Origin of the sequence: Amycolatopsis sp. NBC_01480, from assembly GCF_036227205.1 — a bacterium.
GTDB lineage: Bacteria > Actinomycetota > Actinomycetes > Mycobacteriales > Pseudonocardiaceae > Amycolatopsis.
Window position 1 is genome coordinate 9,498,002 of the sequence record NZ_CP109442.1, and the last position, 19,910, is coordinate 9,517,911.

Consider the following 19,910-nt stretch of genomic DNA (forward strand, 5'->3'; position numbering starts at 1 on the left):
TTGAGGCTCGGGCGCTGGTGGGTGCGCGGCCTGGGCAAGGCCGGGTGAGAACTCTGACCGACCTGCGCTGCGCCACGAAGGTCAGCCATGGGAACCCAGCGGCGGGACACCCGGCGCGTGAAACCAGCAGAGCGAGGCGAGACAAAGCAGGCCGGGCCGGGAGATGAGGAGACCGGGCCGGAGAGGCCGGAGCGCGCACGGACCAAAGTGAGAAGGCCGGATTGCGGAGGTCGAAGTCCGCACGGGCAAAGCGTGGAGACCGGTCTGGGGCAGGAAGAGGCCAGCCGGGCCGAAGAGTGCGGAAGCCGGGCCGAGGCGCCCAGGCTGGGCCGGACCGCGAAGCGAAGAGGCAGCGGGAAGTGAGGAAACCGGGCCGGGAGGACGGACCCTGGCCGGGCCGAAAAGCGGGGCGACCGAGCCGTGGAGGCAGGTCGCAAAGGTGGGGAGGCCCGGGCCGGGAAGTGAGGCCGGGCGGGAAGTGCGGAGACGAGGTTGTGAAGGCCGGGCTGAAAAGTGCGATGGCCAAGTCTGGCCGCGAGGTGAAGAGAGGCGAAGAGGCCGGGAAGTGAGGAAACCGCGCCCAGTCAGCGGCGAGTGGCCATCGCGGCGGTGTACACGCAGACGGCGGCCGCGGTGGCCAGGTTGAGGCTTTCGGCCTTGCCGTACAAGGGGATCTTCACCGCGGTGTCGACGGTGGCGAGCACCGCGACAGGGAGGCCGTGGGCCTCGTTGCCGAAGATCCACGCCGTGGGGGCGTCGAAGGTGAGCGTTTCCAGCGAGGTTTCCGCGTAGCCGTGGGCGGCCAGGGTGCGCAGACCGGCGGTCTTCAGAGCTGCCAGCGCTGCCGGAACGTCGCGGGTGCGGGCGATCGGGACGTGGAAGGTGCTGCCGGCGGCGGCGCGGACGCTCTTGCCGTTGTGCGGGTCTACCGTGTCGCCCGCCAGGATCACGGCGTCGGCGCCCGCGGCGTCGGCCACGCGGATCACCGTTCCTGCGTTACCAGGCTCTGCGACGTCCACCAGGACGACCACGAGGCGGGCGCCGGGCAGGACTGTCTCCAGTGGACGGTCGACCACCGAGCACACCGCGACTATGCCTTGCGGGGTCACGGTTTCCGAGAGGCCGTCGGCCGCGCGGTCGGTGATCGGGGAGATCCGGACGCCTGCGTCGGCGGCTGTGGCGGCCAGCGCGGGGTGGGTTGCGGCGGCGCGGTCGGTCACGAACAGCTCGTGCACCGTCCCGTATTCCAGCGCGGCCTCGACCGCGTTGGCGCCCTCGGCCAGGAAACGGCCGGTCTTGTCACGCTCGGCGCGGCGGGTCAGCTTGCGCGCAGCAACGACCCGGGGGGTCCGTTCGGTGAACGGCTCCGCCCCGGGTCGCTGGAAACTGCCGGTCAGGCCGACTTCGCTTCGCCGGTGTTGACGTTCGCCTTGGCGAGCTCGGCGAGCGCGGTGAAGGCGGTGGCGTCGTTGACCGCGAGGTCCGCGAGGATCTTGCGGTCGACCTCGACACCCGCGGCCTTGAGGCCCTGGATGAACCGGTTGTAGGTCACGCCGTTGGCACGAGCGGCCGCGTTGATGCGGGTGATCCACAGCTGGCGGAAGTCACCCTTGCGCGCACGGCGGTCGCGGTAGGCGTAGTTGAGCGAGTGAAGCGTCTGCTCCTTGGCCTTGCGGTACAGCCGCGAACGCTGGCCGCGGTAGCCGCTGGCCAGTTCGAGAGTTGCGCGACGCTTCTTCTGGGCGTTGACCGCCCGCTTGACGCGTGCCACTGGTCCATCCTGTCGGTTTCGGGGGGCGCGTCCACGCCCCGGGGTGATTGGTACGGGTAAGGCGGAGAGTCAGATCCCGAGCAGGCGCTTGACCCGGCCGGCCTCGGTCTTGGCGAGCTCCGTGGTGCCCTCGAGACGGCGGGTGAGGCGGTTGGACTTCTTCTCCATCAGGTGGCGGCGGCCGGCCTTCTGGCGGCGCAGCTTGCCCGTGCCCGTCACGCGGATCCGCTTGGACGTACCCTTGTGCGTCTTCATCTTCGGCATGGTTTGTCCTCTTCCGTGCGGCGGCACACCGGGTGCACCGGTGTGCCGCTGAGGTGTGCTGGTCGGCGCTGGAGGCGGGTTACGCCTCGGGAGCCTCGGCCTTGACGGCCTTCGGCTTCACGTTCTTGTGCGGGGCCAGCACCATGATCATGTTGCGACCGTCCTGCTTGGGCGACGATTCCACGAAGCCCAGCTCGGTCACGTCGTCGGCGAGCTTCTGCAGCAGCCGGAAACCGAGCTCCGGCCGGGACTGCTCACGCCCACGGAACATGATCGTGACCTTGACCTTGTTGCCGGCCGCCAGGAACCGCGACACGTGACCCTTCTTGGTCTCGTAGTCGTGCTGGTCGATCTTCGGCCGCAGCTTCTGTTCCTTGATGACGGTCAGCTGCTGGTTGCGGCGGGACTCGCGGGCCTTCTGCGCGCTCTCGTACTTGAACTTGCCGAAGTCCATGAGCTTGCATACCGGCGGGCGTGCCTGCGGAGCGACCTCGACGAGGTCGAGGTCGTTCTCCTGGGCCAGCCGCAGCGCATCCTCGATCCGGACGATGCCGACCTGTTCGCCGTTGGGCCCGACGAGTCGGACCTCCGGCACCCGGATACGTTCGTTGATGCGTGTCTCGGAGCTGATGGGGCCTCCTTGGTCCGAGTGACTACTTCTCGTTTTCGACCTGGTGCCCACATGAATCAGGCCCCGCCACCGGTGTTCACCGGTTCACGGGGCCCGCTCTGTCTCCGATCGCGCCCGGCCATACTGACCGAACGCTTCGCCGAAACAAGGAAAGCCGGAAGGCATTCACCGCTTCGACGAGACCGGACCCGGACACCTGAGGCGGTGACGCGGGTGGGAGCGGGGCTCCACTTGCCGCCCCCGATCGCTCAGGGGCTGGTCGCTCGTGGAAGGGTACCAGACGTGTCAGATCAACCTTCGCCACCGCCCCCCTATTCCCCGGACGTCCGCGACCTGGAGGACATCCCGAGCGTCGAGGTGATCAGCCGCGCGGCCGTGATGCTGCTGTCCGCGGGCGCCGAGCGCCTCGGCCTGGCCGACGCCGACCCGGCCACCTCACCCCACCGCGACCTGGACGAGGCCCGCCGGCTGATCACCGCGCTGGCCGGCCTGATCACCGCCTCGGCGGAGTACCTCGGCCTGCACGCCGGCCCGCTGCGCGACGGGCTCCAGTCGCTGCAGAAGGCGTTCCGCGAGGCCTCCGTCGTGCCCGACCCGCCGGGCCAGGGCCCGGGCGAGAAGTACACCGGCCCAGTCTACTGAGCGTCCCTTTCGCAGGGCCCGTCCGCACGAAGCGGACGGGCCCTCGGCGTTTCCGGAGGCAGGCCGAAAGCGCGGAGTCCCTTGCGGCCGACTCCCACTGACATCTAAAATGTTAGATGTGAGTCCGCTTCCGAAAGTCAACCGGCCACTCCTGCGCGACGAGGCGTACGAGCGGATCCGGCACGCGATCATCAACGGCACCCTGCCGGCCGGCACTTCACTCAGTGACGTCTTCCTCGCCCGGGAACTCGGGCTTTCGCGGGCGCCCGTGCGGCAGGCGCTGCTCCGGCTGGCCGAGGACGGGCTCGTCGACTCGAAGCCGCAGAGTTACACGCGGGTCGCGGAGTTCGTCGACGACGACGTTCGCGACGCGGTGCAGCTGGTGCGCGCGTTGCACGAGTTCGCCGTGCGGCAGGCGCTCCCCCGGCTCGGTCCCGCGCACGTCGCCGAGATGCGGGCGGCCAACGAGCGGTTCGCCGCGGCCGTCGGGAGCGGTGACGTCGCGGCCGCGATGACGGCCGACGACGAGCTGCACGACGTGCCCGTCCGCGTGTGCGGCAACCGCGCCATGGCAACGACGCTCGGCCGCTACACCCCGCTGCTGCGGCGGCTCGAACACGCCCGCTTCAGCTCACTGCCCGCGCACCGCTCGGTGCAACGGCACACCGAGCTGATCGACGCCATCGCGGACGGCGACGCCGAACGGGCCGCCGCCGTCACCTCGACCATCTGGTCCGACCTCGAGAACCTCCTGGAGACGCCATGACGCTCGCCGACTTCCCGCGCTTCCCGCTGCTGATCGGCCCGTCGCCGGTGCACCGGCTCGACCGGCTGACCGAGCACCTCGGCGGCGCGGCCGTGTGGGCCAAGCGGGAGGACCTCAACTCCGGCCTCGCTTACGGCGGAAACAAGACCCGCAAGCTCGAGTACCTCGTGGCGGACGCGCTGGCCCAGGGCGCGGACACGCTCGTCTCGATCGGCGGCGTGCAGTCGAACCACACCCGCCAGGTCGCGGCCGCGGCGGCGCGCGCCGGGCTGAAAGCCGTGCTGGTGCAGGAAAGCTGGGTGGACTGGCACGACCCGCTGCATGACAAAGTCGGCAACATCCAGCTCTCGCGCATCCTCGGCGCGGACGTGCGGCTCGTCGACGCGGGCTTCGGCATCGGCTTCAAGGAGAGCTGGGAACGGGTCGTCGCCGAGATCGAGGCCGACGGCGGGAAGCCGTACGCGATCCCGGCCGGCGCCTCGGACCACCGGCTCGGCGGGCTCGGCTTCGCGAACTGGGTGCTGGAACTCGAGCAGCAGGAACGCGAGCTGGGCGTTTTCTTCGACACCATCGTGGTCTGCTCGGTGACCGGCAGCACGCAGGCAGGCATGGTGGCGGGCGTGGCGCTGAGCGGACAGCCGCGCAAGGTGCTCGGGATCGACGCCTCGGCCAAGCCCGGCGAGACCCGCGACCAGATCACCCGGATCGCCAAGGCGACGGCCGATCTCGTCGGCGCGCCCGGCATCGACGAGGTGCTGCTGGACGAGCGGTACCACGCCGGCGTCTACGGCGTCCCGGACGAGTCCACTTTGGACGCGATCCGCACCGCCGCGCGGCTGGAGGGCATGATCACCGACCCGGTGTACGAGGGCAAGTCCATGGCCGGGCTGATCGACCTGGTGCGCAGCGGCGAAATCCCGAGCGGGTCCAACGTGCTCTACGCCCACCTCGGCGGCCAGCCCGCGATCAACGCGTACACCAGCGTGCTGGGCTGACGAAGGTGCCGGGGCCCGTTGAAAAGGCCCCGGCACCGCCAGGTGTCAGTCGAGGACGGCGAGCACGTCGATCTCCACCAGGAGACCGGCGGGCAGGCCGACGTACACCGTCGTGCGGGCCGCGTGCGGGGCCTCGCCGATCAGCTCGTTGTAGACCTCGTTGAACGGGCCGAAGTGGCTCGTGTCGGTGAGGTACACCCGCACCATGACGGCGTCGTCGAGGCTCGAGCCGCCCTCCGCGAGCACGGTCCGCAGGTTCTTGAACACCTGCCGGGTCTGCCCGGCGATGTCGTCGCCCACGATGGCGCCGGTGGCCGCGTCGAAGGCGACCATCCCGGCGACCTGGAGGATGTTGCCCTTGCGGACGGCCTGCGAGAACTTCGCCGGCGGCTTCGGCGCGTTCTCGGTGGTGATCGCCGTCTTGCCCATCATTGCCCCTTTCCGTTCTCCGTCCATCCACTGTGGACGGAAGCTTCCTTCGTGGCCGCCAGCAGCTCCGGCACGAGCGCGAGCAGGCCCTCGTAGTCGAGCAGCACCTTCGGCACGGACATCGACGCGGCGGCGAGCACCTCTCCCCCGCCGCCGCGGATCGGCGCGGCGACGCAGTGGATGAAGTCCTCGTGCTCGGCGTTGTCCACTGCGTACCCGCGCGCGGCGACCTTGTCCAGCTCGGCCAGGTACGCCTCGGGTGAGCTGATCGTGTTCGGCGTCAGCACCACGTAGTCGATGCCGCGCGCGAGTGCCTCACGCCGTTCGCGCGGCATCGCCGAGACGAGCACCTTGCCCACCGCCGTGCAGTGCAGCGGCGCGCGCTTGCCGATCCGCGAGTACATCCGGACCGAGTGCCGGCCCTCGTACTTGTCGATGTAGACGACCTCGCCGTCCTCGTAGGTCGCCAGGTGCACGGTGTGGCCGGTGCGCTCGTTCAGCGCGGCGAGCGCCTCGGCCGAGCTGCGCCGGACGTCGCGGTCCTCCAGCGCCTGGCTCGCCAGGTCGAACAACGCGCTGCCGAGCCGGTAGTACCGGGTCCCCTCGCGGCGGACGAAGTGGTGCGACTCAAGAGTGCGCAACAATCGCAGCACGGTCGTCTTGTGCACGCCGACCTCTTCGGCCAGCTGGTCCAGCGTCTTCGCCCCCTGCGCGAGCCCGGCCAGCAGCGTCAACGCGCGGTCCAAGCTCTGGCTCATGCCGTCTCCGCAGCGAAAAACACCTCGAGGTGACTCACGCGAGCACCAGTCCTTCCGCGGTCAGCCGCGCCGCGGCCCATTCCTCGGAGCCGGCGCGCAGCAGTGATTCCACCACGTCCGGGGCCAGCGGCGTGCCGACGTCGTCGTGGGTCAGCAGGGTGGCGGCGGCCTGGAGGTGGCCGCGGCGCAGGCGGGTCGCCGGGTCGGCGCCGCGGAGGGTGGCGGCCAGGAAGCCGGCGGCGAAGGCGTCTCCGGCGCCGACCGGCTCGACCACATCCACGCTCAACGCGGGCGCGAACAACGGTGGCGCGTCGCCCTCGACCAGCGTCGCGCCGTGTTCGCCGTGCTTGACGACCAGCGTGCGCACCGCGGGCAGCAGTTCGCGCAACCGGCCGGGATCACCGGTCCCCCACACCCGCGCGGCCTCGTCGTCGCCGGTCAGCACGAGGTCGGCCCGGGCGGCCAGGTCCGCGAGCACCGAGACGTCGTGATCGGCCCACAGCACCGGGCGGTGATTGACGTCGAAGGACACCAGCAGGTCGCCGCGCGGCGCGTCGAGCAGGGCGCGCACGAGCGCCAGACAGCTGTCCGAAAGGGCGGGCGTGATCCCGGACAGGTGCAGTACGCGGACGCCGCGCAGGTCCAGCCGGGACAGCAGGCCCGGCCCCATCCCGGACGCCGCGGAGCCCGCGCGGTAGTAGCGCACCGGGCTGCCCTGGGCGCCGCTTTCCTTGATGTACAAGCCGGTCGGGCGCACCGGGTCGACCGCGACGCCGCTGACGTCGACCCCGGCGGCGGCGATCTCGCGGACCAGCGCGCGGCCGAACGGGTCGTCGCCGACCGCGCTGACCCAGCCGCTGCGCACGCCGAGCGCGGGCAGGTGGCAGGCCACATTGGACTCCGCGCCGCCGATCGTGCGCACCCAGCTGCGAACCTCCTCCGGCGGACCGGGCTCGGCCGGCACGAACAGGGCCATCGACTCGCCGATGCAGAGCACCTCGGGCGCGCTGGTCACTGAATGTCTCCCCGTTCTTCACCCCGTTGACCGTTAGCGACCCGGATGCTACACCTATGTCGCGCATTCTGCGCAACGTTCGTTGCAACATACGCAACCGAGGTCGACCACCCATGGACAGTTCCGAGAACGCCGCATTGACCGCCGCCGTCCGCGCCGGCCGCCAGGAACGGATCGACTGGCGGTTCCGGTCGATCGCGCCCGCGCTCGCCGGGCTGACCCTCGACGAGGCCGCGGCCCGTCGCGCGAACCTGTTCGACGACGGCTTCTTCGGCCCCTTCGTGGTGCTCGACGGGGCCGCGCTGGAGCACAACCTGACGACGATGGCCGCCTGGTGCGCCACCCGCGGGATCGCGCTCGCGCCGCACGGCAAGACCACGATGGCGCCGCAGCTGTTCGCCCGCCAGCTCGCGCACGGCGCGTGGGGCCTCACCGCCGCGAACGCCGGGCACCTGCGGGTCTACCGCGCGTTCGGCGTGCGGCGGATCATGCTGGCCAACCAGCTGGTCGACCCGTCCGCGCTGCGCTGGCTGGCCGGCGAGCTGGCCGCGGACCCGGGCTTCGAGTTCGCCTGCTGGGTCGACTCGGTCCGCAGCGTCGACCTGATGACCGACGCACTGGCCGGCTCGCCGCGTCCGGTCGACGTGCTGGTGGAGCTGGGCGCGGACGGTGGCCGCACCGGCGTCCGCGACACCGCGACCGCGCTCGCCATCGCCGAGGCGGTCGCGAACAGCCCGGTGTTGCGGCTGCGCGGCACCGGCGGTTACGAGGGCTCGCTCTCGCACGGCACCGACGAAGCGGCGCTGACGAAGATCAGCTCCTATGTGGACGATCTGCGTGAGCTGACGATCTCGCTGGCGGGCAACGGACTGCTCGCCGAGGGCCAAGTGCTCGTGACCGGCGGCGGCAGCGCGTACTTCGACCGCGTGGCCGACGAGCTGACCAAGCCCTGGCCGAACGGCCTCGACGTGCTGCCGATCCTGCGCAGCGGCGCGTACGTCACCCACGACGACGGCTTCTACCGCGAGATCTCCCCGCTCGGCGAGCACCCGCGGATCGCCGGGGTCGAGGGCTTCCGCCCCGCGCTGCACGGGTGGGCGCAGGCGACGTCGAAGCCGTCGGACACCCTGGCCCTGCTCACCGCAGGCAAGCGCGACCTGCCGTTCGACGAGGGGATGCCGGAGCCGCAGCTGGTGCGCCACAACGGCATCGTCACCGAGCTGACCGGGCACACCGTGCCGAAGATGAACGACCAGCACACGTTCCTCACGCTGCCGCCCGGCTCGCCGGTCGACGTCGGCGACTGGGTGCGGCTGGGCCTCTCGCACCCGTGCACGACGTTCGACAAGTGGCCGCTGGTCCCGGTGGTGGACGCCGACGGCGAGACCGTCACCGACTTCGTCCGGACGTGGTTCTGATGGACCTGGTGATCCGCGGGGCCCAGGTCGCCGACGGCACCGGGTCCGAGCTCGCCCGCCACGACGTCGGGATCACCGACGGCCGGATCGCCGGCGTCGCCGAGCCCGGATCGCTGACCGGACACCGGATCCTGGACGCCGGCGGGCTCGTGCTCGCGCCGGGCTTCATCGACATGCACTCGCACTCCGACCTCCAGCTGCTCGCGAAGCCGGACCATCTCGCGAAGGTCTCCCAGGGCGTCACCACCGAGGTGCTCGGCCAGGACGGGCTGTCCTACGCGCCGGTCGACGACACCGTGCTCGAAGCCCTGCGCCAGCAGCTCTCCGGCTGGAACGACGACCCGGCCGGCTTCGACTGGAACTGGCGCTCGGTCGGCGAGTACCTGGACCGGCTCGACGCGGGCGTCGCGGTGAACGCCGCCTACCTCGTGCCGCAGGGCACCGTGCGGATGCTCGCGCTGGGCTGGGAGGACCGGCCCGCGACCGACGCGGAAATGGCGCGGATGAAGGAACTCGTGGCGACCGGGCTGCGCGAAGGCGCCTTCGGGATGTCGTCCGGCCTCACGTACACGCCCGGGATGTACGCCGACACGGCCGAACTCGTCGAGCTGTGTCAGGTGGTCGGCGAGCACGGCGGCTACTACAGCCCGCACCACCGCAGCTACGGCAAGGGCGCGCTGGAGGCGTTCGCGGAGATGGTCGACGTCTCACGCCGCTCGGGCTGCCCGCTGCACCTCGCGCACGCCACGATGAACTTCTCCGTCAACAAGGGCAAGGCGCCGGACCTGCTGCGGCTGCTGGACAACGCCCTCGACGACGGCTGCGACATCACCCTCGACACCTACCCGTACCTGCCCGGCGCCACCTACCTCTCGGCCCTGCTGCCGAGCTGGGCCACCGAGGGCGGGCTGGACGCGACGCTGGCCCGGCTGTCCGATGTGGACACCCGGGAGCGGATCCGCGCCGAGATCGAGGAGTCCGGTTCGGACGGTGCGCACGGCGTGCCGATCGACTGGGACGCCATCGAAATCAACGGCGTCCGCAACGCCGGCAACGCCGCGCTGGTCGGCCACAGCGTCGCCGCGTCCGCGCGGGCCGCCGGCCGCCCGCCGTCGGAGCTGTACTTCGACACCCTGCTCGACGAGCGCCTCGGCACCTCCTGCCTGATGCACGTGGGGCACGAGGAGAACGTGCAGGCGATCATGCGGCACCGCACGCACACCGGCGGCTCCGACGGGCTGCTGGTCGGCGACCGGCCGCACCCGCGCTCCTGGGGCACGTTCCCCCGCTACCTGGCCCGCTACGTCCGTGACCTGGGCGTGCTCGGGCTGGCCGACTGCGTCGCGCACCTCACCGGGCGCGCGGCACGGCGGCTGCGGCTCGCCGACCGGGGGCTCGTGCGCCCCGGGTACGCGGCCGACCTGGTGCTCTTCGACCCCGCCACGGTCGCCGACACCGCCACGTTCGACGCCCCGAGGCAGCCCGCCGAAGGGATCCCCCATGTCTTCGTGAACGGCGTCGCCGCGATCGAGGACGGCCACCCCACCGGCGCTCTGGCCGGCCGTTCTCTTCGTCACCCCGGGAGGGGCCGATGATCCACTGGCTGCACACCACCACGGGCGGGCTGCTCACGCTCGCCGCCGTCTCGATCGCCGTCCTGCTCGTCCTGATCATCAAGGTGAAGGTCGAGCCGTTCATCGCGCTGATCGTGGTCGGCCTGCTCACCGCGCTGGCCGCCGGGCTGCCCGTGGGCACCCTGGTCGGCACGGCGCAGAAGACCTCGGACTCCTTGCTGGAGAAGGGGTTCGGCAGCATCCTCGGGCACATCACCGCGATCATCGGCCTGGGCACGCTGCTCGGCTCGATCCTGGAGAAATCCGGCGGCGCCAAGGTGCTGACCGCGGCGTTGCTGCGTTCGTTCGGCGAGAAGCGCGCCCCGCTGGCGATGGGCCTGTCCGGCCTGATCTTCGGCATCCCGGTGTTCTTCGACATCGGCATCTTCGTGCTGGCGCCACTGGTCTACGCCGCGGCGAAGCAGGGCGGCCGCTCGATCGTGCTGTACGCCATGCCGCTGCTGGCCGGACTGTCGATCACGCACGCGTTCATCCCGCCACACCCCGGCCCGGTCGCGGCCGCCGGGCTGCTGCACGTGGACCTCGGCTGGCTGATCCTGATGGGCGCGATCTGCGGCATCCCGGCCTGGTTCATCGGCGGCATCCTGTACTCGACCTGGATCGGCAAGCGGGTGAACGTGCCGCTGGCCGAGGAGTTCGCCAAGCTGGCCGGTGAAGCCGAGGACGAAACCGAGAACCCGCCTTCGCTCGGACTGGTCAGCGGCATCATCGCGATCCCGCTCGTGCTGATCCTCGCGGGCACGTTCGGGAGCATCCTGCTGCCCAAGAACTCCAGCGCCGCCGGGGTCGCGGCCTTCCTGGGCACCCCGGCGATCGCGCTGACGATCGCCACCCTGCTGGCGTCCTGGCTGCTGGGCCACCGCCGCGGGATGACCGGCGCCCAGCTGGGCGAGCTTTCGGCCGCGGCGCTGCGGCCGGTCGCGATGATCCTGCTGGTGGTCGGCGCGGGCTCGTTCTTCGGGGCCGTGCTGTCCGCGACCGGCATCGGCCAGGCGGTTGCCGGCTCGCTGGGCGATGCCGGGCTGCCGGTGATCCTGGCGGCATACGTGATCAGCTGCGGCATGCGCATCGCGCAGGGCTCGGCGACCGTCGCGATCGTGACCACCAGCGGCATCGTCGCGCCGACGGTGATGCAGCTGCACTACTCGCAGGCGCAGCTGGCACTGGTCGTCGTCGCGATCTCGGCCGGCTCGATCATCGCCTCGCACGTGAACGACGGCGGGTTCTGGATCGTGTCCCGCTACTTCGGACTGACCGTGCCGAACACGCTGAAAACCTGGACCGCGCTGGAAACAGTCCTTTCCGTCAGCGGTTTCGCCGTGGCAGCATTGGCCATGCTAGTGGTCTGAACCACATCCGGTCCCCTCACTGTTGGGAGATACCACGATGTCAGGACTTTCCCGCCGCACCTTCCTCGGCGCGGCCGGCGCCGCGGGCCTGGGCACCGTTCTCGGCGCCCAGCTCGCGAACGCCACGCCGCGGGTGTGCCGTCCCTCCGCCGGCACCACCGCGTACGTCGGCAGCTACACCAGCACCCCGCCCGCGGGGCACGGCCTCGACGTGGTCAGCCGCGCGGGCTCCGAGCCCGCGCTCACGCCTGTCCGCACCGTCACCGGCGTGCCGGATGCGTCGTGGTTCGACCGCAGCCGCGACGGCCGGTTCCTGTACGCCACCAACGAAGGCGACCCGGACGGGGCGGTCTCGGCGCTGGACATCAGCAACGTGACCGACCCGAAGCTGCTGGGCAGCACGCCGTCGAAGGGCAGCGCGCCGACCCACCTTTCCGTGCACTCCAGCCAGAAGTACGTGCTGGCGGCCAACTACGGCTCGGGCAGCGTGGTCGTGCTGCCGATCGAGGACGGCGGCAGGCTGGGCGCGGCGACGGACCTGCAGCAGCACGTCGGCCCCGAGCGCGACCCGCACGCGCACCAGGTGGTCAACGACCCCACCGGCCAGTGGGTGCTCTCGGTCGACCTGGGCGCGGACTCGGTGTACGTCTACACCCTGGACGTCGGCACCGGGAAACTCGCGCTGCACCAACAGGTCACGCTCCCCTCGGGCGCCGGGCCGCGGCACCTCGCGTTTCACCCGAACGGCCGGTTCGCCTACCTCGCGCAGGAACTGCGGCCGGAGATCACCGTGCTGAGCTGGGACGCGGCGGCGGGCAAGCTGACGCCGATCGCGGTCGTCCCGGCGGTGCCCGCGGGCAGCACCGGCGACCTCTTCCCCGGCGAGATGGCGGTGTCGAAGAACGGGAAATTCGCCTACGCCACCGTGCGCGGGCCGAACACGATCGCCACGTTCACCGTCTCCGCCGACGGCTCGGCGATCACGCTGGCGTCCAGTGTGGACACCGGCGGCAACTGGCCGCGGCACCTCGCGCTTTCCCCGGACGAAGCCTGGTTCTACGTCTCGAACCAGCGCTCCGGCACCGTCACCTGGCTGCCGCGCGACGCCTCGACCGGCCTGCCCGGGGCGGTCGCGGGGTCGCTCGCCGTTCCGTCGGTCAATTCCGTCTTCTTCGCCTGAACTGCTCGTGAGTGTTTATGCCGGTTCTAACCGGCATAAACACTCACGAGCCCTTCCCACCTGGAGCCCATCCATGAGACTGCGCCGCACGTTCACCGCCGTCGCCGCGCTGGCCCTGCTGGCCGGCTGCGCGCCCACCCAGTCCGCCCCCGCCGCGTCCGGCGGCGACGAACAGACCGGCACGCTGCGGGTCTGGCTGTTCGACGAAGCCAGCCGCGCGCCCAAGGAAGCCGCGGTGAAGGACGCCATCGCCGAGTTCAAGGCCGCGCACGCCGGGGTGGACGTGGACGTGCAGTGGGTGCCGGTCGAGGGCCGCGCCGACAAGTTCTCCGGCGCCTTCAACGACCCGTCGAACGCCCCGGACGTCGCCGAGTTCGGCAACACCGACGTGGCCAGCTACGCCCAGACCGGTGCGCTGTCCGACCTCACCGGCGACATCTCGTCGTGGAGCGAGGGCAAGGACCTGCTGCCAACCGTGCTGGACACCGCCAAGGCGAACGGCAAGACCTACGGGCTGCCCTGGTACACCGGCATCCGCGCGCTCTACTACCGCACCGACGTGTTCACCGAGCTGGGCCTCAAGCCGCCGGCCACGCTCGCCGAGCTGACCGAGGACGCGCGCAAGATCCGCGCGGCCAAGCCCGATCTGTACGGCATCTCCGTCGGCGGCAAGTACACCTACGCGATGCTGCCCTACATCTGGGCCAACGGCGGCGAGATCGCCAAGCAGGACAACGGGAAGTGGACGTCCACTGTGGAGGCCGATCCGGCCAAGGCGGGCATCACGCAGTACGCCGGCCTGCTGAAGGACGACATCTGCCCGCCCTCGGCGTGCGCGAACCTCACCGGCACGCAGAGCGTGACGGCGTTCGCCGGCGGCAAGGCCGGCATGACCATCGGCGGCGACTTCAACCGCAAGGCCGTGGAACAGGGCGCGGTGAAGGGCAAGTACGCCGTGGTCCCGCTGCCCGGCACCACTCCGGGCTCGGTCGCGCCCGCGTTCGCCGGCGGCAACCTGCTCGGCGTGTTCGGCGCCAGCAAGCGCCACGGGCTCGCCGTGCAGTTCGCCGAGCTGCTGGCCGGGGCGAAGTACCAGGAGAAGATGTACAACGCCATGGGCAATCTGCCCACCCTCGGCAGCGTGCAGGAGAAGCTGGCCGCGAGCGACCCGTCGCTGAAGCCCTTCGTGGACAGCCTGAAGGCGGGCACCAAGTTCGTGCCGAGCACTCCCGCGTGGTCGAAGATCGACAGCCAGAACGTGCTGCCCACGGCCGTGCAGCAGATCGCGACCGGCGGCAAGGACCCGGCGGGCGCGCTCGCCGACGCCGCGGCCGCGATGAACAAGAACTTCGGCTAGCCGCCGTGGTCACGCAGCAACTGCCCGTCGCCGTCCCGGCCCCGCCCGCGCCCCGCCGGCCGCGGCGGCGCCGGGACGGCCGGGCGGCCGTGCTCTACCTGCTGCCGGCGGGGATCCTGCTCGCCGCGCTGCTGGTGTACCCGATCTACCAGCTGGTGCTGATCTCGTTCTACGACTACGGGCAGCCCCAGGCCGCGGGCGCGGCGCCGCTGGTGTTCCTCGGCTTCGACAACTACGCGGCCCTGCTGTCCGACGTGCAGTTCTGGACCGTGCTCGGCAAGACGGTCGGGTTCGCGGCCGCCTGTGTCATCGGCAGCCTGGTGGCCGGGACGGGGCTGGCGGTGCTGGCCAGCCGGGTGCGCGCGGTGCCGCGGACGCTGCTGTTCCTGGCCGCGCTCGGCGCGTGGTCGACGCCCGCGATCGCCGGCTCGTACGTCTGGCTGTTCCTCTTCGACACCGATTTCGGGCTGGTCAACGAGGTGCTCTCGGGCGTCGGCTTCACCGGGATGGCGCACCATTCCTGGACGTTCGGCACCTTCGGCGCGTTCGGGCTGGTGGCCGCCGAGGTGATCTGGTGCTCGTTCCCGTTCGTGCTGGTCACGATGTACGCCGGGATCAAGGCGATCCCGGAGGAGGTGCTGGAGGCCGCTTCGCTCGACGGCGCCTCGCTGTGGCGCTCCACCTGGACGGTCGTGCTGCCGATGGTGCGGCCGCTGCTGATGATCGCGACCATCCAGTCGATCATCTGGGACTTCAAGGTGTTCACCCAGATCTACGTGATGACCAACGGCGGCGGCGTCGCGGGGCGCAACCTCGTGCTGAACGTCTACGCCTACCAGCAGGCCTTCGCCGGGCAGGAATACGGCCTCGGCTCGGCGATCGGAGTCGTGATGACGGTGCTGCTGCTGTCCATCACCGGGCTGTACGTCCGGTCCCAGCGCCGGAGCGAAGCATGGCTGTGACGACCGCGCGGCGCGTTCGCCGCCCCGGGCGGCTGGTGGCCGAGATCATCACGGTGGTGGTGGCCGGGCTGGTGGCGTTCCCGCTGTACTGGATGGTGCTCTCGGCGTTCAAGCCGGCCGGGGAGATCCAGACCGCGAACCCCAAGCCGTGGACGCTGGCGCCTTCGCTGGACAGCTTCGAGCGGGTGCTGACGGTGTCCGGCTTCAGCCGGTTCTTCCTCAACAGCCTGGTGGTCGCGCTGGCCGTGGTGGTGCTGTCGCTGCTGTTCTCGTTCCTCTCGGCGGTGGCGCTCACCCGGTTCCGCTTCCGCGGCCGGACGGTGCTGCTGGTGATGATCCTGGTGGCGCAGATGGTGCCGGTGGAGGCGCTGACCATCCCGCTGTTCTTCCTGATGCGCTCGATCGGCGCGGTGGCGCCGGAGTTCGGGCTCAACGAGCTGGGCTCGCTGGTGCTGGTGCACCTGGCCTTCAGCCTGCCGTTCGCGATCTGGATGCTGCGCGGGTTCGTCGCGGCGGTGCCGGTGGAACTGGAGGAAGCGGCGAAGCTGGACGGCGCGTCACGGATGCGCTTCACCTGGCAGATCCTGTTCCCGCTGGTCGCGCCCGGGCTGGTCGCGGTGAGCGTGCTCGCGTTCATCCACGCGTGGAACGACTTCCTGTTCGCCAAGACGTTCATCATCTCCAAGACCGAGAACCAGACGCTGCCGCAGGCGATCCTGGTGTTCTTCAAACCGGAGGACACCGACTGGGGCGCGGTGATGGCGTCGTCCACCCTGATGACCATCCCGGTCCTGGTGTTCTTCGTGCTGGTGCAACGCCGGCTCGTGTCCGGGATGTCCGGCGCGGTGAAAGGCTGATCATGCCCGGATTCGACACCCTGCTCCCCCGCCCGGTCTCGGTTTCCGCCGCGCCGGGCAGCTGCCCGTGGCCGGCGCCGGTCTCAGTGCGGACCGCGCCGGAACTGCCCGCGGAGGGCTACCGGCTGGAGATCACGCCGGACGGCGTCACGCTGTTCGCCGCCGACGCCGCGGGCGAGGTGTACGGCCGCCAGACGCTGCGGCAGCTCGCCGGGCCGGACGCGTTCCGCGCCGCTTCCATCCACAGTGGACTGACGCTGCCCTGCGGGGTGGTGGAGGACCACCCGCGGCACGGCTGGCGCGGCTGCCTGCTCGACGTCGCCCGGCACTTCCGGACCAAGGCCGAGGTACTGCGGTTCGTCGACCTGCTGGCCGCGCACAAGCTGAACGTGCTGAACCTGCACCTCACCGACGACCAGGGCTGGCGGATCGAGGTGCCGCGCTACCCGAGGCTGACGTCCGTCGGCGGCTGGCGGAGCTCGTCGATGGTCGGCCGGCACGACGGCCCCGAGCGCGACGGCCGTCCGCACGGTGGCTTCTACACCACCGAGGACATGCTCGAGATCGTCGCGTACGCCGCTTCCCGCGCCGTGACGGTGGTGCCGGAGATCGACGTGCCCGGCCACGCCCGCGCCGCCATCGCCGCGTACCCGAAGCTGGGACCGGACCCGGACGCCGACTGGGCGGTGTGGACCTCCTGGGGCATCAGCACTTCGCTGCTCGACCCGTCGGAGTCCACAGTGGACTTCTTCCGCACCGTGTTCGACCACGTGCTGGACGTTTTCCCGTCGCCGGTGATCGCCCTGGGCGGGGACGAGGTGCCGGGCGCGACCGAGGAGCACAGCCGGTTCGTCCGCGAGATCGCCGCGCACCTGGTGTCGCGCGGGCGGCAGCCGATGGGCTGGGACGAGGTGCTGGAGATCGAGGGCCTGCCGTCGATGCTGATCGGCGCGTGGCAGTCCGACGCCGCCGGGGAGCGCGCCGCGGCACTGGGCCACGACGTGGTGCTGTGCTCGGAGGAGCACCTGTACCTCGACCACCGCCAGTCGGATCACCCGGACGAACCGATCCCGGTCGGCTACCTGCACACGCTGGAGGACGTCTACGGCTACGAGCCGACGCTGGCCGGCCCCCAGCTGCGCGGCGTGCAGGCCCAGGTCTGGACCGAGCACCTCGACTCGGTGCGGCGGGTGGACTACGCGGCTTTCCCACGCCTGTCCGCCTTCGCGGAAGTGGCGTGGAGCCCGGCGGGACGCGACTTCGCCGAGTTCCTGCCCCGCTTGCGCGACCACCACTTCCCGCGGCTGGACGCGCTCGGCGTCGAGTACCGGCCGCTGGACGGGCCGCATCCTTGGCAGACCCGTCCGGACGCGCCGGGACGGCCGCGCTGACTCGTGAGCGTTCAGGCCGGTTCTAACCGTCCTGAACACTCACGAGCTGGTGGACTTCAGCCGGTACCAGACCTCGGGCCGCCCCACCTGCCCGTACCGCGGCTCGCGCTGGGCCAAACCGTTGTCCGCCAGGTATTCGAGGTAACGCCGGGCCGTCACGCGGGACGCGCCGATCGCGCTCGCCGCAGCGCCGGCGGAGAGGCCTTCCCCGGCCCCGGCCAGTGCCTCGGTGATCGCCTCCAGCGTCTGGGCGCTCATCCCCTTCGGCAGCGGCGGGTGCTCGGTGGTGCGCAACGACGCGAGCGCCCGGTCGATCTCGGCCTGGCCGCCGGCCTCACCCGAGGCTTGCCGGAACTCCGCGTACCGCTCCAGTTTTTCCCGCAGTGAAGCGAAAGTGAACGGCTTCAGCAGGTACTGCACCACCCCGACGGACACCGCCGCCTTCACCAGCGCCAGGTCGCGCGCCGAGGTCACCGCGATCACGTCGATGGGCAGCCCGGCCGCGCGCAGGGAGCGGCAGACCGCGAGCCCGTGCGTGTCGGGCAGGTAGAAGTCGAGCAGCACCAGGTCGACCGGCTCGCGCTCGCAGAACCGCAGCGCGTCGCCGCCGGAGTGCACCACACCGGCGACGGCGAACCCCGGCAGCCGCTCCACGTAGACCCGGTGCGCCTCGGCGGCCACCGGCTCGTCCTCCACCACCAGCACGCGGATCACCGGGGCGCCTCCTGTTTCGGCAGCCGGACGGTGAACACCGCGCCGCCGTCCCGGCCGACGTCGACACTGCCGCCGTACCGCCGCACGGCCTGGCCGACCAGCGCCAGCCCGAGCCCGTGGCCCTCGGCCGCCTTGGTCGACCAGCCTCGGCGGAACATGTCCCCCACAGCCTCCTCCGGCACGCCCGGACCGTTGTCGGCGACCCGCAGGAACAAACCGCCGTCCTCCGACCGCGCGGTGACGACCACGGCGGGCCGCCCGCCCGCGCCGCGCACGGCCGCGTCGATCCCGTTGTCGACCAGGTTTCCCAGGATGGTCACCAGGTCCCGGCCGGCGATCGCCAGGTCCTCCTCGATCACCGTGTCCGGCGTGATGGTGAACTCGACCCCGCGTTCACTCGCCTCCGCCGCCTTGCCCAGCAGCAGCGCGGCGAGCACGGGCTCGGCGATCGAGCCCACCACCCGGTCGGTCAATTCCTGGGCCAGCGCCAGCTCCGCCGTGGCGAACTCGACCGCGTCCTCCGGCCGGCCGATCTCGACCAGCGAAACGACGGTGTGCAGCCGGTTCGCCGCCTCGTGCGCCTGCGAACGCAGCGCTTCCGCGAGGCTGCGCGCCGTGGTCAGCTCGCCGGTCAGGGTCTGCAACTCGGTGTGGTCGCGCAGCAGCACGACGGTGCCCTGCGCCCGCCCACCCGAACGCACCACCGTCGTGCTGACCACGAGCACCCGGGAATCGGTGACGTGCAGCTGTTCGGCCCGTGCCGGTTCGACCGGCGTCGGCCCGGTTTCGGTGGCGGTGAACGCGGCCGCCAGCTCCGGCGGCAGGCCCAGCTCGTCCAGCGGGAGGCCGACCGGGTCGGCGTGGAAGCCGAGCAGCGTGCGGGCGCCGTCGTTGCACAGCCCGACGCGCCCGTCGCGATCGACGAGCAGCACGCCCTCGCGGACCGAGTGCAGCACGGCTTCGTGGTACTCGAACAGGTTGCTCAGCTCGCCGGGCGCGATGCCGCGGGTCTGGCGGCGCAGCCGCGCGCTCACCAGCCAGCCGCCGCACGCGCCGACCAGCAGCACCGCCGCCGCGACGCCGACCAGCGGCCAGACCCGGTCCTGCAGCTCCGCGGAAATCGCCGCGATGGTGATGCCCACGGCCACCAGCGCGACCACCCGGTGCTGCGCGTCGAACACCGGCACCACCGCGCGGACCGACGGGCCGAGCGAGCCGGTGTAGGTCTCGCTGACCACGCCGCCGCGCTGCGCGGCCTCGATGTGGCCGAGGAACGGCTGCCCGATCAACGCCGGATTCGGGTGTGTGTAACGGATGCCGGCCGGGGACATGATCGTCACGAAGTCCACGCCGGTGTCGGCCAGCACGCGCACCGCGAACGGCTGGAGCGTCGCGCTCGGGTCCGGTGTGGACACCGCCCGGGCGATGTCGGGGGCGTCGGCGATCGCACGCGCCACCGAAAGCGACTGCTGGCCCGCCCGGTCGTTCGTGGTGCGGCGGGAGTCGAAGTAGGCGATCGTGATCCCGCCGGCGACGAGCACGAGGATCACGGCCAGCTGCAGGACCAGCAGCTGACGGGCGAGACTCCACCGGCTCGACCGGGTCCGTGACGTCGTAGGCACCGGCCCATATCAGCACACCCGGCCCGGCGCGGGGGTACCCGGTGTCCGAACCGGACCGGAGCGATCACGCGAACTCAATGAACACAACGGTGACGCTGGTCATATCCGCGCCGCATAGTGACCGACGTTCCACCCCCCTCGAGCTGGAGGCAACG

At 71.2% G+C, this 19,910-nt stretch carries 20 protein-coding genes; 11 read left to right on the top strand and 9 right to left on the bottom strand.

Annotated elements, in window-relative coordinates; translation table 11 throughout:
• Nucleotides 1-584 precede the first annotated feature (584 nt).
• From OG371_RS44170 to infC, 4 genes are all read right to left on the bottom strand, one after another.
• On the bottom strand, nucleotides 585-1,397 hold the full coding sequence (locus OG371_RS44170) for a TrmH family RNA methyltransferase (protein WP_329073427.1): 813 nt from the start codon (nucleotides 1,395-1,397) through the stop codon (nucleotides 585-587).
• Nucleotides 1,394-1,771 carry a 50S ribosomal protein L20 gene (gene rplT, locus OG371_RS44175; RefSeq protein WP_091617049.1) on the bottom strand — a complete coding sequence of 126 codons (378 nt, stop codon included), beginning with the start codon at nucleotides 1,769-1,771 and terminating at the stop codon, nucleotides 1,394-1,396. Before rplT ends, OG371_RS44170 begins: the two co-directional genes overlap by 4 nt.
• Before the next feature lie 69 nt (nucleotides 1,772-1,840).
• Nucleotides 1,841-2,035 (bottom strand): 50S ribosomal protein L35, encoded by a 195-nt coding sequence (rpmI, locus tag OG371_RS44180; protein WP_091617048.1) that lies wholly within the window; start codon nucleotides 2,033-2,035, stop codon nucleotides 1,841-1,843.
• 79 nt (nucleotides 2,036-2,114) lie between these two features.
• On the bottom strand, nucleotides 2,115-2,717 hold the full coding sequence (infC, locus tag OG371_RS44185; RefSeq protein ID WP_329063220.1) for a translation initiation factor IF-3: 603 nt from the start codon (nucleotides 2,715-2,717) through the stop codon (nucleotides 2,115-2,117).
• Between the two features lie 231 nt (nucleotides 2,718-2,948).
• Between infC and OG371_RS44190 the strand changes: the two genes are divergently transcribed.
• The 3 genes from OG371_RS44190 (at nucleotide 2,949) to OG371_RS44200 (ending at nucleotide 5,069) form a co-directional block, all read left to right on the top strand.
• A complete protein-coding gene (locus OG371_RS44190) occupies nucleotides 2,949-3,308 on the top strand; it encodes a DUF1844 domain-containing protein (protein WP_091617046.1) in 360 nt (119 codons plus the stop codon).
• Nucleotides 3,309-3,426: 118 nt separating this feature from the next.
• Nucleotides 3,427-4,074, top strand: a complete 648-nt coding sequence (locus OG371_RS44195) for a GntR family transcriptional regulator (RefSeq protein ID WP_442876052.1) — start codon at nucleotides 3,427-3,429, stop codon at nucleotides 4,072-4,074.
• Complete coding sequence (locus OG371_RS44200) at nucleotides 4,071-5,069, top strand: 1-aminocyclopropane-1-carboxylate deaminase (protein WP_329063225.1); 999 nt, start codon at nucleotides 4,071-4,073, stop codon at nucleotides 5,067-5,069. The genes OG371_RS44195 and OG371_RS44200 overlap by 4 nt, the downstream gene beginning before the upstream one ends.
• Nucleotides 5,070-5,114: 45 nt before the next feature.
• On the opposite strand, the gene OG371_RS44205 is transcribed toward OG371_RS44200, so the two are convergent.
• The 3 genes from OG371_RS44205 to OG371_RS44215 are packed head-to-tail and all read right to left on the bottom strand — an operon-like array spanning nucleotide 5,115 to nucleotide 7,232.
• Nucleotides 5,115-5,498, bottom strand: coding sequence for a RidA family protein (locus tag OG371_RS44205; RefSeq protein ID WP_329073428.1), 384 nt, complete (start codon nucleotides 5,496-5,498; stop codon nucleotides 5,115-5,117).
• Complete coding sequence (locus OG371_RS44210; RefSeq protein ID WP_329063227.1) at nucleotides 5,498-6,256, bottom strand: IclR family transcriptional regulator; 759 nt, start codon at nucleotides 6,254-6,256, stop codon at nucleotides 5,498-5,500. The genes OG371_RS44205 and OG371_RS44210 overlap by 1 nt, the downstream gene beginning before the upstream one ends.
• A 34-nt stretch (nucleotides 6,257-6,290) precedes the next feature.
• Nucleotides 6,291-7,232: a sugar kinase gene (locus OG371_RS44215; RefSeq protein ID WP_442876214.1), complete on the bottom strand. Its 942-nt coding sequence runs from the start codon at nucleotides 7,230-7,232 to the stop codon at nucleotides 6,291-6,293.
• Between the two features lie 152 nt (nucleotides 7,233-7,384).
• Here OG371_RS44215 and OG371_RS44220 point away from each other — a divergent pair, with 152 nt between their 5' ends.
• From OG371_RS44220 to OG371_RS44255, 8 genes are all read left to right on the top strand, one after another.
• Nucleotides 7,385-8,689 (top strand): amino acid deaminase, encoded by a 1,305-nt coding sequence (locus OG371_RS44220; protein ID WP_329063231.1) that lies wholly within the window; start codon nucleotides 7,385-7,387, stop codon nucleotides 8,687-8,689.
• Nucleotides 8,689-10,284: an N-acyl-D-amino-acid deacylase family protein gene (locus OG371_RS44225; protein ID WP_329063234.1), complete on the top strand. Its 1,596-nt coding sequence runs from the start codon at nucleotides 8,689-8,691 to the stop codon at nucleotides 10,282-10,284. Before OG371_RS44220 ends, OG371_RS44225 begins: the two co-directional genes overlap by 1 nt.
• Nucleotides 10,281-11,672 carry a GntP family permease gene (locus OG371_RS44230; protein ID WP_329063236.1) on the top strand — a complete coding sequence of 464 codons (1,392 nt, stop codon included), beginning with the start codon at nucleotides 10,281-10,283 and terminating at the stop codon, nucleotides 11,670-11,672. Before OG371_RS44225 ends, OG371_RS44230 begins: the two co-directional genes overlap by 4 nt.
• Nucleotides 11,673-11,709: 37 nt before the next feature.
• A complete protein-coding gene (locus OG371_RS44235) occupies nucleotides 11,710-12,852 on the top strand; it encodes a lactonase family protein (RefSeq protein WP_329063238.1) in 1,143 nt (380 codons plus the stop codon).
• 73 nt (nucleotides 12,853-12,925) lie between these two features.
• On the top strand, nucleotides 12,926-14,209 hold the full coding sequence (locus OG371_RS44240) for an extracellular solute-binding protein (protein WP_329063240.1): 1,284 nt from the start codon (nucleotides 12,926-12,928) through the stop codon (nucleotides 14,207-14,209).
• 5 nt (nucleotides 14,210-14,214) lie between these two features.
• Nucleotides 14,215-15,171: a carbohydrate ABC transporter permease gene (locus OG371_RS44245; protein WP_329063242.1), complete on the top strand. Its 957-nt coding sequence runs from the start codon at nucleotides 14,215-14,217 to the stop codon at nucleotides 15,169-15,171.
• Nucleotides 15,162-16,028, top strand: a complete 867-nt coding sequence (locus OG371_RS44250; protein WP_329063243.1) for a carbohydrate ABC transporter permease — start codon at nucleotides 15,162-15,164, stop codon at nucleotides 16,026-16,028. The genes OG371_RS44245 and OG371_RS44250 overlap by 10 nt, the downstream gene beginning before the upstream one ends.
• 2 nt (nucleotides 16,029-16,030) lie before the next feature.
• Nucleotides 16,031-17,419: a beta-N-acetylhexosaminidase gene (locus OG371_RS44255; RefSeq protein WP_329063245.1), complete on the top strand. Its 1,389-nt coding sequence runs from the start codon at nucleotides 16,031-16,033 to the stop codon at nucleotides 17,417-17,419.
• Between the two features lie 39 nt (nucleotides 17,420-17,458).
• Here OG371_RS44255 and OG371_RS44260 read toward each other — a convergent pair whose 3' ends face one another.
• Together OG371_RS44260 and OG371_RS44265 are read right to left on the bottom strand one after the other, a co-directional pair.
• Nucleotides 17,459-18,133: a response regulator gene (locus OG371_RS44260; RefSeq protein WP_329063247.1), complete on the bottom strand. Its 675-nt coding sequence runs from the start codon at nucleotides 18,131-18,133 to the stop codon at nucleotides 17,459-17,461.
• Nucleotides 18,130-19,755 carry a sensor histidine kinase gene (locus OG371_RS44265; RefSeq protein WP_329063249.1) on the bottom strand — a complete coding sequence of 542 codons (1,626 nt, stop codon included), beginning with the start codon at nucleotides 19,753-19,755 and terminating at the stop codon, nucleotides 18,130-18,132. The genes OG371_RS44260 and OG371_RS44265 overlap by 4 nt, the downstream gene beginning before the upstream one ends.
• Nucleotides 19,756-19,910 lie beyond the last annotated feature (155 nt).

Coding starts and splice junctions, on each gene's coding strand:
- OG371_RS44210 (WP_329063227.1), bottom strand. CDS start 6,256: ATGAGCCAGAGCTTGGACCGCGCGTTGACGCTGCTGGCCGGGCTCGCG.
- OG371_RS44205 (WP_329073428.1), bottom strand. CDS start 5,498: ATGGGCAAGACGGCGATCACCACCGAGAACGCGCCGAAGCCGCCGGCG.
- rpmI (WP_091617048.1), bottom strand. CDS start 2,035: ATGCCGAAGATGAAGACGCACAAGGGTACGTCCAAGCGGATCCGCGTG.
- OG371_RS44240 (WP_329063240.1), top strand. CDS start 12,926: ATGAGACTGCGCCGCACGTTCACCGCCGTCGCCGCGCTGGCCCTGCTG.
- OG371_RS44255 (WP_329063245.1), top strand. CDS start 16,031: ATGCCCGGATTCGACACCCTGCTCCCCCGCCCGGTCTCGGTTTCCGCC.
- OG371_RS44220 (WP_329063231.1), top strand. CDS start 7,385: ATGGACAGTTCCGAGAACGCCGCATTGACCGCCGCCGTCCGCGCCGGC.
- OG371_RS44225 (WP_329063234.1), top strand. CDS start 8,689: ATGGACCTGGTGATCCGCGGGGCCCAGGTCGCCGACGGCACCGGGTCC.
- OG371_RS44235 (WP_329063238.1), top strand. CDS start 11,710: ATGTCAGGACTTTCCCGCCGCACCTTCCTCGGCGCGGCCGGCGCCGCG.
- OG371_RS44200 (WP_329063225.1), top strand. CDS start 4,071: ATGACGCTCGCCGACTTCCCGCGCTTCCCGCTGCTGATCGGCCCGTCG.
- OG371_RS44250 (WP_329063243.1), top strand. CDS start 15,162: ATGGCTGTGACGACCGCGCGGCGCGTTCGCCGCCCCGGGCGGCTGGTG.
- OG371_RS44230 (WP_329063236.1), top strand. CDS start 10,281: ATGATCCACTGGCTGCACACCACCACGGGCGGGCTGCTCACGCTCGCC.
- OG371_RS44215 (WP_442876214.1), bottom strand. CDS start 7,232: ATGGCCCTGTTCGTGCCGGCCGAGCCCGGTCCGCCGGAGGAGGTTCGC.